The sequence below is a fragment of the Rhodopseudomonas sp. AAP120 genome, assembly GCF_001295845.1.
Taxonomy (GTDB): Bacteria; Pseudomonadota; Alphaproteobacteria; order Rhizobiales; family Xanthobacteraceae; genus Rhodopseudomonas.
Genome location: NZ_LJIC01000158.1, coordinates 17,669 through 32,021 on the forward strand (window position 1 = coordinate 17,669; position 14,353 = coordinate 32,021).

The window sequence follows — 14,353 nt, forward strand, 5'->3', positions numbered from 1 at the left end:
CAAAGGCCGCGATTCCATCTGCATGAAGCCGTTCTGGTCCCGATATCCCGCACAATGGCGCCCGCGCCGGCCGCAATGGGGGCTGGCGCTGCGCGTCACGCTGGCGTCGTTGTTAGCGCTGGCGATCGCGCAGGCGCTGCACCTGCATCTGCCGCTGTGGGCGGTGCTGACCGCCATCATCGTCACCCAGCTCAGCGTCGGCCGCTCGGTGCAGATCGCGTTCGACTATCTGGTCGGCACCATCGGCGGCGCGATCTATGGCGGGGCGATCACCATCCTGCTGCCGCATCACAACGAGCTGGAGCTGCTCGGCGTGCTGGCGCTGGTGGTGGCGCCGCTGGCGCTGCTCACCGCCATCAAGCCGTATTTCAACGTCGCCACCGTCACGGCGATCATCGTGCTGCTGGTGCCGACCATGACCAAGGTGGCGCCGCTGGATTCGGCGATCGACCGGGTGCTGGAAGTCGCGGTCGGCGCCCTGACCGGCCTGCTGGTGTCGTTCCTGGTGCTGCCGTCGCGAGCGCAGGGGCTGGCGCTCGGCTCGGCCGCGCGGGCGCTCGATCTGATGGCGGTGGCGCTCGGCGAGCTGCTCAACGGCCTGACCAAGGGGCTCGATACCGACGCGCTGCATCGCCTGCAGGACGGCATCGGCGAATCGCTGGTGAAGCTCAACCAGATCGGCGGCGAGGCCGAGCACGAGCGCGCCACCGGCCTGTCGGCCGGTCCTGACCTTGCGCCTCTGAACCGCACGCTGCTGCGGCTGCGGCATGATCTGGTAATGGTCGGCCGCGCCGTGACGGCGCCGCTGCCGGACCCCCTGAAGGATCGCCTCGGCCCGTCGCTGGAATCCTTTCGCGCGGCGGCGACGCTGCACCTCGCAGCCAGCGCCGCGGCGCTGCGCGACCGCGCGCCGCCACCGCCGCTGCGCGCCGTCACCGCCGCGCTCGACGCCTATGCGGCCGAAGTCCAGGCGGTGCGGCAGGACGGGCTGACGCGCGGCCTGTCGGGCGAGCAGATGGAGCGGTTCTTCGCGCTCGGCTTCGCCATGGAGCAGCTGCGTCAGAACTTCGTCGACCTGGAAATGCGGGTGGCGGAGTGGGTCAAGGCGAGCGCCGCCGGCAAGGCGTCGGCGGCCTGAGCTTCAGCGCGTGCGCAGCGCTTCCAGCGCGAGCTCGCTGAGCCGCTGCGGATCGTGTTCGCCGCGCGAGGCGTCTTCGAGGATGCGGTCGGACAGAAACTGCAATACGCGCGACGGCGTCTGCAGCGGCAACGTCTCGACGCAGCGTTCCAGCGCCTCCGACATCGCCGCAACGACCTGCGGGCTGAAAGCCTGCGGTGTCGTCGCCGGCTCGGCGGGCGGCGACGGCAGGGGCGCCGCGGCGGCGGTCTTCAATTTGCTGCCGAGCCGGGTGGCTTCCTCCAGCACGCACAGATGGATCAGCGCCGACTGCGCCAGCGTGTCCTCGTCGGTCTCGCCGGCACGCGCGAGCGCGACGATGCGCGCCGCCAGCCGCTTGCGGTTGTCCTCGTTGTCGACCCGCGAGCCTTCGATTTCAATGAAGCGCTCCCACGCGCTGTCGAAGGCGCGCGCCAACGCCGCCGTCGTCGCGTCCACCGCGGCTGCGCCGCTGTTCTGGTCGATTTCGCCGTCCACGTCCGCCAACCGCTGCCGTCCTTTCAAGTTCCGCCGCCGCGTCAATCCGCCAGCTGGCGCAGCATTGCCCGCACCACCATCCGGTGAAACGGCATGATACTCGCCAGATAGATCCGGCCGAGCCGGTTGTTGGTCCGCACCAGCGTCGAGGCGACGACCCGGCGGGCGGGCGCCTCGCCGTCGAGATCGATCACGACGCGGAAGTCGAGGTGGCTGTCGTCGAAGCCGGCGACGATCCGTTCCGGCGTCTGGCTGCGCACCGGGAAGATGCCGATGGTGTCGCCGCGATCGGGCCGGTTCGGATCCGGCGTCTTCAAGCCGAACGGCGCCATGATGAGATTGCGCAGCCGCATCAGCATGCCGATCCAGCTCGGGCCGTGTTCGATCATCCGGATCGCGGCGCTGCGGGCGTCCAGCGTCCGGCTGCCGATGCCGACCGCAAAGGCGTCGACGAAGTCGGCGCCGGGCAGCAGCGCGTCGCGGTCGACGGTCGGGCGGATCTCCTGGACGGGCATCGACAGCTCCTCGATGTTGCTCTGCGGCCGGGCTCGGCGCGTGGCCGGTCAGATCTTGACGACCATCACGAAGATCGCCGCGACCAGCGGCACGGTGGCGACGATCCCCCAGACCAGCCAGCGTTTGGCGTCGCGCCAGTAGCTGTCCGGAATCGGGCTGCCGTCGGCGAAGCCGCGCGCCGCGCGCGCCTGACGGATCTGCAACGGAATCAGGATGCCGAGCCACATCATGCCGGAGACCGCGAACAGCAGCTGGCCGGAGACCAGCCAGAACGACGAGAACAACGGGATGCCCTTGTGGATCGCGGCGCCGTAACCGCCGACCATGACCAGCACGATGCCGACCGCGGTGAAGATGAAATCCGAGACGGTGACGCCGCGCTGGGCGTGGGCGACGATCCTGGGATCGCGCGTCATGTCGGAGAACGCCTTCCAGAACGCGGTGATCGTCACGTTGCCGACCAGCACGACCACGCCGACGACGTGGAGGAACTTGAAAACGTCGTAGATCTGGTCCGACAAAATTCACTCCGGTCCGGGCCCGCCGGTCAGCGCCGCCGCAGCCGTCACGTGCGGCGGCCATGATCTGCTCGGGGTTTTCCGGGCGCTTGTCAAATCGACCTTCGTTGCGCGGCAGGATGGCGCGCGCACGCGGGGGCGCGGAACGTGCTGCGAGCAGTCGTGAAACCTTCGCGCGGCCACCAGTTGAGGCGGCCCCGCAGAGTTGTTAGCGTGACTAATCACGTGAGTCGCGGCGCTGCCGCGTTTCCCTCCCGCTCCATCCGGCGAGCCGCATGAGCAGACCCCAGCTTTTGCCCGAGTCTCCCAGCGAGCTGGAGATTGTTAGATTTTTGCGCCGCTTTTCCGAGCTGATCGCCACCGGCCAGAGCGCCGGCTATCTGCGTCATGCGGCCGGCCTGATCGAGCAGTTGGTGGGGCGTATCGGGGAAACCGAGGCGCTGCTGCAGCAGCAGGCCCGCGAGGCGGAGAGCAGCCGCGCGGCGACGCGCGAGGCCGAGGCGGAAGCGCGGAGCCTGCGTGAGGATGCCGCTCCGCAACAGCGGGCGCTGGCGGCGCTGCAGGACAGGCTGGCATCTGCCGAAACCGAATTCGCCGCCGAGCGCGCGCGCCTGCTGGAGCGGATCGCGCGCGCCGAGCGGCGTGTCGCCGAAGCCGACGGCGAGCTGCGCCGGCTGCGCGGCCAACTCGCGCCGCTCGGCCGCAGCCACGCGGTTGTGGCGGTCGAGACGCTCCGGCTGCTGCGCGGCCAGTTCGATGCGCTGGCGCAGGACCTTCAGCGCGGCGGCGATCTCGTCTCCGGCGCGATGTGCCAGGTCGGCATCTGCGCGATCGACCAGACCCTTGCGGCCAGATCCGCGCCGCGCCTGGCGGCGGCCCGGGAGCGTGCTTGAGCACAGCCGTGCCGCAGCCGGGGGAGGCGGATGCGCGTCGCCACGGCGTCTCGCTCGCCGAGGCGACGGCGGCATGGCTGCGGATCGCGCTGCTGTCGTTCGGCGGTCCCGCCGGGCAGATCGCGGTGATGCACCGCATCGTCGTCGACGAAAAGCGCTGGGTCTCCGAGGAGCGGTTTCTGCACGCGCTGAACTACTGCATGCTGCTGCCGGGGCCGGAAGCGCAGCAGCTCGCCACCTATCTGGGCTGGCTGATGCACGGCACCCGCGGCGGGCTGATCGCCGGCGGCCTGTTCATTCTGCCGGGCGCCCTGGCCATCATGGCGCTCAGCATCGTCTACGTCGCGTTCGGCCAGCTCGGCATCGTCGCCGCGCTGTTCTTCGGCCTCAAGGCCGCGGTGCTGGCGATCGTGCTGCAGGCGGTGGCGCGGGTCGGCGGCCGGGCGCTGAAGACCGGCAGCATGCGGGCGCTTGCGGTGGTGGCGCTGCTCGCGATCATGATCTTCGACGTGCCGTTCCCGCTGATCGTGCTCGGCGCCGGCCTGATCGGCTGGCTCGGCAACCGCAGCGGCTTGATGCCGGCGCGCGTCGCATCGGACGGCGGCGACGACGACTTGGTGACGCCAGCCGATCGCTCGTCGGCCCAGACGCTGCGGGTGGCGGGGGTGTGGCTGGTGCTGTGGCTGGCGCCGGTGGCGGCGCTGCTGGTCGGGCTGGGGCCCGACAACGTCTTCAGCCAGCTCGCGGTGTTCTTTTCCAAAATGGCGCTGGTGACGTTCGGTGGCGCCTATGCGGCGCTCGCCTATGTGGCGCAGCTCGCGGTCGATCACTATGGCTGGCTGCGGCCCGGCGAGATGCTCGACGGCCTCGGCATGGCGGAGACGACGCCGGGGCCGCTGATCATGGTGCTGCAATTCGTCGGCTACGTCGCGGCGTATCGGGCGCCGGGTGTGTTGCCGCCGGTGGCGGCCGGCGTGCTCGGCGGGCTGCTCACCACCTGGGTCACCTTCGCGCCGTGTTTTCTCTGGATCTTCCTCGGCGCGCCCTACATCGAACGGCTGCGCGGCAACGCGGCCCTGTCGGCGGCGCTCGCGGCGATCACCGCCGCGGTGGTCGGCGTGATGCTCAACCTTGCGCTGTGGTTCGCGCTGCACACCATCTTCCGCGAGGTGCGCAAACTGCCGGTCGCCGGGCTGTCGCTGGATCTGCCGGTGCTGGCCAGCTTCAATCCTTGGGCGGCGTTGCTCGCCGGGGTCGCGATGGTCGCGGTGTTCCGCTTCAAGGCCGGCACCGGTGTGGTGCTGCTGCTGTGTTCCGGCGCGGGTCTCGCGCTGCACCTCGCCGGGCTGGTCTGAGCCGGGAGGGCAGGAACCTTCAGGGTATTCGGATCTTGCAATCCGCCTGTGCTGCGCAAACTGCGCACAAAACCGCGACGTCCATTCCATATTGCAGTGCAGCAACTATATGAGCCTGCGCCTGCGGGCTGACCGATCAGGAGCTGCCGTGTCCCTCAAGAACACTATCGATTTCCTCGCTCACATGCGAAAAATGAACGGCTTCAGTGGCTTGGACCGTGGCGGCGGGGATGCCGAAACCGCCAGTCCGCTCACCGAAACGCTCGATTTCGGCGCCAATCCGGGCCATCTGCGGATGCTGTCGTTCGTGCCCGAGGGGCTGTCGCGGCGCATTCCTCTGGTCGTTGTACTGCATGGCTGCACCCAGACGGCGGCGGGCTACGACATCGGCGCCGGCTGGTCGGCCCTGGCGCGGCGCTACGGCTTCGCGCTGCTGATGCCGGAGCAGAGGCGCGCCAACAATCCCAATGCTTGCTTCAACTGGTTCGTGCCCGAGGACATCCACCGCGACCATGGCGAAGCCGGGTCGATCCGGCAGATGGTCGAGCATCTGGCGCAGCATCACGATATCGACCGGGCGCGGATCTTCGTCACCGGTCTGTCGGCTGGCGGCGCAATGGCGGCGGTGATGCTCGCGACCTATCCGGACGTGTTCGCCGGCGGCGCCGTGATCGCCGGGCTGCCTTACGGCGTCGCCACCAATGTTCGGGCGGCGCTGAAAGAGATGCGGCATCCGACGCACCAGTCGGCGCACGCGCTCGGCGACCTGGTCCGCAAGGCGTCGCCGCATCGCGGGCCGTGGCCGAAACTGTCGGTGTGGCAGGGCAGCGCCGATCGCACGGTGCACCCCGGCAATGCCGATGCGCTGATCAGGCAGTGGCTCGATCTGCACGGCCTGCCCGAAACGCCGATGGCGGAGCGCAAGGTCGACGGCTTTCCGCATCGGGTGTGGTGGAACACGAGCGGTGAGCCGACCGTGGAGTCCTACACCATCACCGACATGGCGCACGGCACACCGCTCGGTCTTGCCGACGACGAGCCGTATGGCGTCGCGGGTCCGTATCTGCTCGACGCCGGCATCTCCTCGTCTCGCCACATCGCGGAGTTCTTCGGTCTCACCGGCCGGATTCATCAGCACAAGAAATCGTTGAGCAAGCCGGTGCCCAAACCCGAGCGCGAGGCCGCGACTGCCGAGCCGCATGCCGGCAAGGCCAAACCCCGCAGTTCCGCCGGCGCGCGCGCCGGGCAGGGGCCGCGCGACCGTCGCGGCATCGATGTCAACGCGGTCATCACCCGCGCGCTCACCGCGGCGGGCCTGATGAAGTGAGTGCTTCGCCGCAGGCGCGGCGGTTCCATCTCCAGCCACGGGGTTGCGGCCGCGTCCGACGGTGTTAGGTTGCCGCAGATCGCCGCGGCGAGACCCTCCCGACAGATGCTGGACCCGACACCATCGCTGATCCCGGATTTTCTCGCCCGCGGCGGGGAAATGGGCGCGCTGATACGCCAGCATGACTGGACGAATTCCCCGCTCGGGCCGCCGCAGGGCTGGCCGCAGGGACTGCGCACCGCGTTGCGGATCGTGCTCAACACCCAACATCCGATGCTGGTGTGGTGGGGCCCCGATCAGCTGCAGTTCTACAACGACGCCTATCGCGAAGTGATCGGACCCGAGCGCCATCCGCGCGCGCTCGGCCAGCCGGCGCGCGAATGCTGGCCGGAGTTCTGGCCTCAACTCGCCCCGAAGATCGAGCAGGTCATGGGCGGCGGCGAGCCGATCTGGCGCGAGAACGACCTCGTGCCGGTGATCCGTCACGGCCGGCTCGAGGACGTCTACTGGACCTATGGCTTCAGCCCGATCGATCAGGACGACCGCGTCGGCGGCGTGCTGGTGGTGTGCCGCGACGTGACCGGCGACGTGCTGGCCTCGCTGGCGCTGCGCGAGCGCGAGGCCGAGCTGGCGCGGGTGCAACAGATCGGCCGGATCGGCGGGCTCGAAGTCGATCTGCGCTCCGGTTTCCGCAACAGGCGTTCGCCCGAATATCTGCTGGTCCACGGCCTGCCGCCGGACGCCACCCACGAGACCCACGAGGATTGGGTCCGCCGGATTCATCCCGAGGATCGCGAAGCCACCGAACAGCAGTTCGTCGAAGCGGTGAAGGGCGCCGCGCGGGACTACACGGCGCGCTATCGCATCATTCGCCCGAGCGACGGCGAGACGCGCTGGATTTCGGTGCGCTCGGTGATCGAGCGCAGCGACGACGGCACGCCGCTGCGGCTGGTCGGTGCGCATATCGACGTCACCGAACAGGTCGAGGCCGAGCAGCGGCTGCAGGCCAGCGAAGAGGCCGCGCACCGGCTGGCCGATCAGCTCGCGCAGCTCAACACCACGCTCGAACAGCGCGTTCAGGAGAAGACGCGCGAGCGCGACCGGATCTGGAACGTCTCGCAGGACCTGCTGCTCGTCGCCGGCCGCGACGGCGTGTGGCGCACCGTCAATCCGGCCTGGACCAAGACGCTCGGCTGGAGCGCCGCCGAACTGCTCGACAACACGTCGGACTGGCTCGAGCATCCGGCCGATGGCGGCGTGACCCGGCGGCACTTCGCGCGGCTCGCCGCCGGCCCCGGCACGGTGCGGTTCGAAAGCCGCATCCGCCATCAGGACGGCAGCTATCGCTGGCTGTCCTGGACCGGCGTGTCGGACGCCGAGGCGATCTATGCGGTGGCGCGCGACGTCACCGCCGAAAAAGCCGCGGCCGAGCGGCTGAAGCTCGCCGAGGAGGCGCTGCGGCAATCGCAGAAGATGGAGGCGGTCGGCCAGCTCACCGGTGGCATCGCGCACGACTTCAACAATCTCTTGACCGGCATCGTCGGCTCGCTCGACCTGATGCAGACCCGGCTCGACCAGGGCCGGCTCGACAATCTCGGCCGCTACATCGGCGTGGCGATGACCTCGGCCAATCGCGCCGCGGCGCTGACGCATCGGCTGCTCGCCTTCGCCCGGCGTCAGCCACTGGTGCCGAAGCCGGTCGACGTCAATCAGCTCGTGGTGTCGCTCGAGGATCTGCTGCGGCGGACGATCGGCGAGGCGATCGACCTCTCGATCGCTCCGGCGCCGGATCTGTGGCTGACGCTGTGCGATCCCAATCAGCTCGAAAGCGCGCTGCTCAATCTGGCGATCAATGCGCGCGACGCGATGCCGGACGGCGGCCGGCTGACGGTCGCAACCCACAATGCCAGCTTCGACGCCGCCGAGATGCCGGCGATGGTGCCGGGCGACTACGTCTGCCTCACCGTGGCCGACACCGGCACCGGGATGAGCGAGGAGGTCGCGGCGCGCGCGTTCGATCCGTTCTTCACCACCAAGCCGCTCGGGCAGGGCACCGGACTTGGCCTGTCGATGATCTACGGCTTCGCCCAGCAGTCCCACGGCCATGCCGGCATTACCAGCCGGCTCGGCGAGGGAACGGCGGTGACGTTGTATCTGCCGCGCGAGCACAGCGCGGCAGCGGCTCGAACGGACGCGGCCGCGCGCCCCGAACAGCCGGCCGCGCGTGGCGAGACGGTGCTGGTGATCGAGGACGAGGCGGTGGTGCGCGGGGTCATCGTCGAGATGCTGCGGGATCACGGCTACAACGTGCGCGAAGCGATCGACGGGCCGTCGGGGCTGGCGATCCTGCAAACCGGCGGGCCGGTCGATCTGCTGCTGTCGGACATCGGGCTACCCGGGCTCAACGGCCGCCAGCTCGCAGATCGGGCCCGCCTCGTCAGGCCCGATCTGCCGGTGTTGCTGATGACCGGCTACGCTGAAAGCGCCACGATGACCGAGGGCATCGCCGAGGTCGGCATGGAGCTGATTACCAAGCCGTTCGACCTCGGCGATCTGGCTGCCCGCATTCGCTGCATGTTGGCCACGTAGTTCCTCTCTGAACGTCGGTTCAGGCGGCAAATTTTCGTGTAGTCGGGCGTTCGCGTGCCGGAACAGAACTCGGTTCGGTGACTTGTCCTGCGCATTCCCGAACACGGAGACGAACAATGAATCGCTTTCTCGGTACTGCCGCGGTGATCCTGGCGCTCGCTGCCCCGGCCGTGGCCAACGCTCAGGGCGTCCCTGGCGGCATCGAACAAGGTGCGCGTGACGGCGAACGCGCCGCCGGTCCGCTTGGCGCTGTCGTCGGCGGCACCATCGGTGGCGTGGTCGGCGGCGTAGCCGGCGTCCTCGGCGTCGACGATCGTCCGCGCTTTCACAGCTACGTGGTCGAGCAGCGGCGTCCGTCCTACACCTATCGTGACGAACTGCGCGTCGGCGCCGTCCTGCCGGCCGAAGGCGTGACCTACTACGAAGTGCCGGACCGCTTTGCCGCCGCGCGTGAGTATCGCTACACGGTGGTGAACGGTCGCACCGTCCTGGTCGAGCCGCGCACGCATCGCGTGGTCGAGATCATCGACTAATCATCCTGACGCGGGATGACGAAACGGGCGGGTCGCATTGCGGCCCGCCCGTTGGCTTGTGATCGCCAGGAGCGCGGCGTCAGGTCAGGAACGGATTGGTCTGGCGTTCCTGGCCGATACTCGATCCCGGACCGTGGCCGCAGATGAAGCCGACATCGTCGCCGAGCGGCAGCAGCTTGTCGGTGATCGAGGCGATCAGCGTGGCGTGATTGCCGCCGGGCAGATCGGTGCGGCCGACCGAGCCGGCGAACAGCACGTCGCCAACCAGCGCGAACCGCATCGCCTCGTTGAAGAACACCACGCTGCCCGGCGAATGGCCGGGGCAATGCAGGACCTGGAATGTCAGCTTGCCGACCTCGACGTTGTCGCCCTGATCGAGCCAGCGATCGGTGGTAACGTCGCGTACGCCGCCGATGCCGAAGCTGCGGCCGCTATTGACGACGTTCTCCAGCAGGAACTGATCGTCGCGATGCGGGCCGATGATCTGCACCTTGAGCGCGTCACGCAGATCGGCAGCGCCGCCGACGTGATCGATATGGCCGTGGGTCAGCCAGATCGCCGTCACCTCGACGCCGACCTTTTCGATCGCGGCGAGAATCTCCGGCACGTCGCCGCCGGGATCCACCACCACCGCCTTGCGGGTGGCCTCGCACCACAAGAGCGTGCAGTTCTGTTGAAACGGTGTCACCGGAATGATCGTGGCGCCGGCTTTGGCTTTGGTCTGTGTTTCGGTCATGCGGGGAGAATGCCCTGCAGATGTGACCAAGTCAAAACGAAGCGGCGCCCCAAAACAGTGGTCATCGCCCGGCTTGACCGGGCGACCCAGTATTCCAGTGCGCTGGTTGCAGCGGCAGTGCACCAGCCACGAGCGCTCTGGAACACTGGGCCCTCCGCTTTCGCGGAGGGTGACGGTTTTGGGTGGAGCGGACGTCGTGCCGTACTGCTTGGCGCGGCTATCGCTTCAACTCGGCTACCGCTTCAACTGCAGCTTCAGCGTTGCTTCCACCTCTCGGTCGAACGACGAGGCCTGTTTCGGCTGCTTGTCGCGATGGCTGCGCAGGTACTTGTCGCGTTGTTTGACCAGCGCGGCGAGCTTGGCATTCAGAGCCTGACGCTTGCTGATCTGATCGTCGAGGCGCGCGGCGCGCTGCTCGGCGGACAGGGCGCGAAAAGCTTCCGGCAGGTCGACGTCCTTGACGTCGCCGAGCTTCTGCCGTCCGGACGCGACGTCGCCGACGAGATCGCCGCCGCCGGTGACGGCTTCGGCGGATGCCGGCGCGCGCTTGTTGAGGTAGCTTGCCATGTCGGAGGCGGCGGCCGGCGCGGCGGCGGCGACTTCCGACAATTGCCGCATCTTGCTTTCGGTGCGCTTCTGCAGCGGCGCCGGGCCATAGGGGATCACGGTGCCGTTGATCTCCTTCTGCAGGATGATGATGTCGTCATCATAGGGCGTCTGGATGATCACCACCTGGCCGCCGTCCTGCGGGATCGGGATGTAGCGGCCGCGGCCGCCTTCGGCGATCTCGTGCCACACCCGCTCGGTGTCCTCTGCGCTGCCGGCCTGCACGGCGTTGACGATGATGTCCTTCTGCCGCGCCACCGCCAGCGTGGTCGGGTATTTGGTGTCCTGCGCGTAGTCCATGTGCGGCGGCGCGTCGCCGACCAGGAAGACGATGCGGCGGGTGTCGCTGCCGCTGGTCCATTTCAGCTTGTTGACCGCGACGTCGAGCGCCTCGTTGACGCTCTCCGGCCAGTCGCCGCCGCCGCGCGCCTGGAGCTCGAGCAGCCGACCGTAGAGATCCTGGATATCGGACGTGAGTTCGACGCTGCGGGTGACGTAGTCGTCGCCGATGTCGCGATAGGCGACCAGGCCCATGCGGATGTCGGCGTCGGGATTGCTGTCGACGATCGTGGTGGCGATCGACCAGATCTTGCGCTTGGCGCCTTCGATCAGCCCGGCCATCGAGCCGGTGGTGTCGAGCACGAAAGCGACTTCGACCGCCGGCTTGGCGTATGCGGTCGATGCAAGGGCTGGTATCGACACGGTGAGAGCAGCCAGGGCCAGTGCCCGGAACAGGGTAATGCGGTTCATCTCGATCGTCTCCAACTGCCCCCGCAGCCATGCCTCAAAGCATCGCTGCGCGGCGCGCGGCGATGGCACGTTCCGGGGCGCTCCGCTTGGGAGCCGGCATCGGAATCGGCTAGACTTCGTCGCGATGAAAACGAATGCCGTTCACATGGTGCCGCCGCCCGATTTGCGGCAGTCGGGAACCGCGCTGCAGATCGCGCGCGGCACCACGCGGCTGCTGCGCTCGCTCGGCTTCGCCTGCGTCAGCGAATTGCCGCTGCCGTCGGGCCGGCGGGCCGATCTGGTGGCGCTGAACGAGCGTGGCGAGATCTGGATCGTCGAGATCAAGTCGTCGCTCGCTGATCTGCGCGCCGACCAGAAATGGCCGGACTACCGGGCGCATTGCGACCGGCTGTTCTTCGCCTTCACCCAGGATCTGCCGTGCGAGGTCTTCCCGGGCGACACCGGCCTGATCGTCGCCGACGGCTACGGCGCCCACCTGCACTGCGAAGCCCCCGAACACAAACTCCCGGCGCCCACCCGCAAGCTGATGATGCTCCGCTTCGCGCTAGCCGCAGCGCAACGGCTCGGGCGGCTGAGTGACCCGCAGGGATTTGAGGGAATCTGAGGTTTAGCTTGGTTGGTGAGTGAGACCTCTCCCCGACCGCAGCGCGCCCCTCTCCCGCTTGCGGGAGAGGGCTGGGGTGAGGGCGCCCCAGGCAGTGACTCAGCGACTCGCGGAGAGGAGTGCCCTCACCCGGATCGCCACGCGATCCGACCTCTCCCGCAAGCGGGAGAGGTGCGCGGTGCGCGGGGAGAGGGTGCGAGCTATCGCTTACCGCGGGGCGCGCTTCGCCAAGATCCGCTGCAGCGTGCGGCGGTGCATGTTGAGGCGGCGGGCGGTTTCGGAGACGTTGCGGTTGCACATCTCGTAAATGCGCTGGATGTGTTCCCAGCGCACGCGGTCGGCCGACATCGGATTGTTGGGCAGTTCGGACTTCTCGTTGCCGCTCGCCAGGAGCGCCGCGACGACGTCGTCGGCGTCCGCCGGCTTCGACAGATAATCCACCGCGCCCATCTTCACCGCGGTGACGGCGGTGGCGATGTTGCCGTAACCCGTGAGCACGATGGCGCGGGCGTCCGGCCGCTCTTTCTTGAGCGCCGACACGACGTCGAGACCGTTGCCGTCGCCGAGCCGCAGATCGACCACGGCGAACGCCGGCGCCTGCTTGCCGATCTGCGCCAGACCGCTGGAAACGCTGTCGCAGGAGGTGACCGAGAAACCGCGGGTCTCCATCGCCCGCGACAGGCGCTCGAGGAACGGCTTGTCGTCCTCCACGATCAGCAGCGAGCGATCGGTGTGGTCGTTCAGTTCGGGGATGGCGTTCACGGCACGGGGTCTCCTGAGCGTCAATTCAAAAGATATGGCGACGGGGTGCGACAATGCCAAGTCCCCGGCCGGCCGCGCGCCCTGCGACCGGATCGCGCGCCCCCGGTCAAGCCTCTGCGGTCGCAGCGCTTTCCGTATTCTCGAAGCGGCCGCGCGGCCACGTCAGCTGGACCACCGCGCCGTGGTCGGGGAACAGCTTGTTGCGGAAAGACACTTTGGCGCCGGTGCGCTCCAGCAGGGTGCGGGCGATGAACACGCCGAGGCCGAGCCCGGCGCGGTCGGACGGCCCGTCGTCGTCAGGATGGCGGCGGCGGGACAGATACGGCTCGCCGATCCGTTTCAGCAGGTCCGGCTTGATGCCCGGGCCATCGTCCGAGATCATGATCTGGACAGTCTCGGCATTCCACCAGGCGTTCACCTCGACGGTGTCGCGGGCGAAATCCACGGCGTTTTCCAGGATGTTGCCGATGCCATAGAGGATCGCCGGGTTGCGCATCACCACCGGTTCGGCGACTCCCGACACCGCGACCCGGATCTTGATGGCGACGCCGAAATCGCGATGCGGCGCGACCGCCTCCTCGATCAGGGTCGACAGCGGCATCTTGTCGAACGGCGCGCCGGCGGCGTTGAGGTGCGAGATCTTGGCGAGGATTTCGCGGCAGCGCTGCGCCTGCTCACGCAGCGTCCGCAGGTCGGAGGCCATCTCGGGCGGCGCCGATTTTTCCAGCTCGCGCGAGATCAGGAAGATGGTCGACAGCGGCGTGCCGAGTTCGTGCGCGGCGGCGGCCGCCATGCCGTCGATCTGGGTCAGATGCTGCTCGCGCTCCAGCACCAGTTCGGTCGCCGACAGCGCGTCGGCGAGCTTGCGCGCCTCCTCGGTGACCTGGAAGGTGTAGACGCTGGTGACGCCGATCGCGAGCAGGATCGAAAGCCAGACGCCGATCAGGTAGATTTCCGGCAGCTGGACTGCCTCGTCGCCGGCCCAGGGCAGCGGCTGGTGGGTATAGCCGAGCAGCGCCGCGCAGCCGGCCGCGAAGATGCCGAGCGCGATCGTCATCCGGGTCGGCAGCGCGGTGGCGGCGATCAGCACCGGGCCGAGGAACAGGAACGAGAACGGGTTCTGCAGGCCGCCGGTGAAATACAGCAGGCCGGCGAGCTCGGAGATGTTCAGCGCGAGCAGCAGTGCCGCGTAGATCGGCTCCATCCGCTGCATCGGGTTGAACGCGATCTGCAGCCCGAGATTGACCACCGCCGACGCGCCGATGATGGCGAGACAGGGCAGCACCGCGAAATCGAACTCGAGCCCCTGGGCGACGATGAAAATCGCCGACAGCTGCCCAAGCGCCGCCAGCCAGCGCAGCCGCAGGATGGTGTCGAGCCGGACGTGGCGGCGGGGGTGGCGGAAATCGGCGGAGATCAGATCATCGGACATGCGCCGGACACTACTCGGCGCGCCGGGCGTTCACAATTCGCGCCGTCGTCGCGGCCGCTGTGGCTTGCACTAGGGCGC

At 68.5% G+C, this 14,353-nt stretch carries 14 protein-coding genes; 7 read left to right on the forward strand and 7 right to left on the reverse strand.

Going from position 1 to position 14,353, the window contains the following annotated elements:
• Window positions 1-22: 22 nt before the first annotated feature.
• A complete protein-coding gene (locus IP86_RS22510) occupies window positions 23-1,138 on the forward strand; it encodes an FUSC family protein (protein WP_054164665.1) in 1,116 nt (371 codons plus the stop codon).
• A 3-nt stretch (window positions 1,139-1,141) separates the two neighbouring features.
• Here IP86_RS22510 and IP86_RS22515 read toward each other — a convergent pair whose 3' ends face one another.
• Genes IP86_RS22515 through IP86_RS22525 form a run of 3 tightly spaced genes read right to left on the reverse strand, consistent with a single transcriptional unit; the run spans window position 1,142 to window position 2,679 of the window.
• Complete coding sequence (locus IP86_RS22515; RefSeq protein ID WP_245290716.1) at window positions 1,142-1,654, reverse strand: hypothetical protein; 513 nt, start codon at window positions 1,652-1,654, stop codon at window positions 1,142-1,144.
• 41 nt (window positions 1,655-1,695) lie between these two features.
• Complete coding sequence (locus IP86_RS22520) at window positions 1,696-2,169, reverse strand: DUF2867 domain-containing protein (RefSeq protein ID WP_082364209.1); 474 nt, start codon at window positions 2,167-2,169, stop codon at window positions 1,696-1,698.
• Window positions 2,170-2,217: 48 nt separating this feature from the next.
• Entirely contained in the window at window positions 2,218-2,679 is a 462-nt protein-coding gene (locus IP86_RS22525; protein WP_054164751.1) for a DUF2269 family protein, read from the reverse strand.
• Window positions 2,680-2,963: 284 nt separating this feature from the next.
• Here IP86_RS22525 and IP86_RS22530 point away from each other — a divergent pair, with 284 nt between their 5' ends.
• From IP86_RS22530 to IP86_RS22550, 5 genes are all read left to right on the forward strand, one after another.
• Window positions 2,964-3,581 (forward strand): hypothetical protein, encoded by a 618-nt coding sequence (locus tag IP86_RS22530; RefSeq protein ID WP_156332593.1) that lies wholly within the window; start codon window positions 2,964-2,966, stop codon window positions 3,579-3,581.
• Window positions 3,578-4,936, forward strand: coding sequence for a chromate efflux transporter (gene chrA, locus IP86_RS22535; RefSeq protein ID WP_054164669.1), 1,359 nt, complete (start codon window positions 3,578-3,580; stop codon window positions 4,934-4,936). The genes IP86_RS22530 and chrA overlap by 4 nt, the downstream gene beginning before the upstream one ends.
• 148 nt (window positions 4,937-5,084) lie before the next feature.
• Complete coding sequence (locus tag IP86_RS22540; protein ID WP_054164670.1) at window positions 5,085-6,263, forward strand: extracellular catalytic domain type 1 short-chain-length polyhydroxyalkanoate depolymerase; 1,179 nt, start codon at window positions 5,085-5,087, stop codon at window positions 6,261-6,263.
• A gap of 105 nt (window positions 6,264-6,368) precedes the next feature.
• Complete coding sequence (locus IP86_RS22545; protein WP_054164671.1) at window positions 6,369-8,852, forward strand: hybrid sensor histidine kinase/response regulator; 2,484 nt, start codon at window positions 6,369-6,371, stop codon at window positions 8,850-8,852.
• A 116-nt stretch (window positions 8,853-8,968) separates the two neighbouring features.
• Window positions 8,969-9,385 carry a DUF1236 domain-containing protein gene (locus IP86_RS22550; RefSeq protein WP_054164672.1) on the forward strand — a complete coding sequence of 139 codons (417 nt, stop codon included), beginning with the start codon at window positions 8,969-8,971 and terminating at the stop codon, window positions 9,383-9,385.
• Window positions 9,386-9,464: 79 nt separating this feature from the next.
• Here the strand turns inward: IP86_RS22550 and IP86_RS22555 are convergent, their stop codons facing one another.
• Together IP86_RS22555 and IP86_RS22560 are read right to left on the reverse strand one after the other, a co-directional pair.
• Entirely contained in the window at window positions 9,465-10,121 is a 657-nt protein-coding gene (locus IP86_RS22555) for an MBL fold metallo-hydrolase (RefSeq protein ID WP_054164673.1), read from the reverse strand.
• A gap of 234 nt (window positions 10,122-10,355) precedes the next feature.
• Window positions 10,356-11,477 (reverse strand): vWA domain-containing protein, encoded by a 1,122-nt coding sequence (locus tag IP86_RS22560; RefSeq protein WP_054164752.1) that lies wholly within the window; start codon window positions 11,475-11,477, stop codon window positions 10,356-10,358.
• Between the two features lie 124 nt (window positions 11,478-11,601).
• Here IP86_RS22560 and IP86_RS22565 point away from each other — a divergent pair, with 124 nt between their 5' ends.
• A complete protein-coding gene (locus tag IP86_RS22565; RefSeq protein ID WP_054164674.1) occupies window positions 11,602-12,081 on the forward strand; it encodes an MmcB family DNA repair protein in 480 nt (159 codons plus the stop codon).
• Window positions 12,082-12,288: 207 nt separating this feature from the next.
• Here the strand turns inward: IP86_RS22565 and IP86_RS22570 are convergent, their stop codons facing one another.
• Complete coding sequence (locus tag IP86_RS22570; protein WP_054164675.1) at window positions 12,289-12,843, reverse strand: ActR/PrrA/RegA family redox response regulator transcription factor; 555 nt, start codon at window positions 12,841-12,843, stop codon at window positions 12,289-12,291.
• A gap of 106 nt (window positions 12,844-12,949) precedes the next feature.
• Window positions 12,950-14,275 (reverse strand): ActS/PrrB/RegB family redox-sensitive histidine kinase, encoded by a 1,326-nt coding sequence (locus tag IP86_RS22575; RefSeq protein ID WP_054164676.1) that lies wholly within the window; start codon window positions 14,273-14,275, stop codon window positions 12,950-12,952.
• Window positions 14,276-14,353 lie beyond the last annotated feature (78 nt).

Coding starts and splice junctions, on each gene's coding strand:
- IP86_RS22550 (WP_054164672.1), top strand. CDS start 8,969: ATGAATCGCTTTCTCGGTACTGCCGCGGTGATCCTGGCGCTCGCTGCC.
- IP86_RS22565 (WP_054164674.1), top strand. CDS start 11,602: ATGAAAACGAATGCCGTTCACATGGTGCCGCCGCCCGATTTGCGGCAG.
- IP86_RS22575 (WP_054164676.1), bottom strand. CDS start 14,275: ATGTCCGATGATCTGATCTCCGCCGATTTCCGCCACCCCCGCCGCCAC.
- IP86_RS22510 (WP_054164665.1), top strand. CDS start 23: ATGAAGCCGTTCTGGTCCCGATATCCCGCACAATGGCGCCCGCGCCGG.
- IP86_RS22555 (WP_054164673.1), bottom strand. CDS start 10,121: ATGACCGAAACACAGACCAAAGCCAAAGCCGGCGCCACGATCATTCCG.
- IP86_RS22520 (WP_082364209.1), bottom strand. CDS start 2,169: ATGCCCGTCCAGGAGATCCGCCCGACCGTCGACCGCGACGCGCTGCTG.
- IP86_RS22560 (WP_054164752.1), bottom strand. CDS start 11,477: ATGAACCGCATTACCCTGTTCCGGGCACTGGCCCTGGCTGCTCTCACC.
- IP86_RS22530 (WP_156332593.1), top strand. CDS start 2,964: ATGAGCAGACCCCAGCTTTTGCCCGAGTCTCCCAGCGAGCTGGAGATT.
- IP86_RS22545 (WP_054164671.1), top strand. CDS start 6,369: ATGCTGGACCCGACACCATCGCTGATCCCGGATTTTCTCGCCCGCGGC.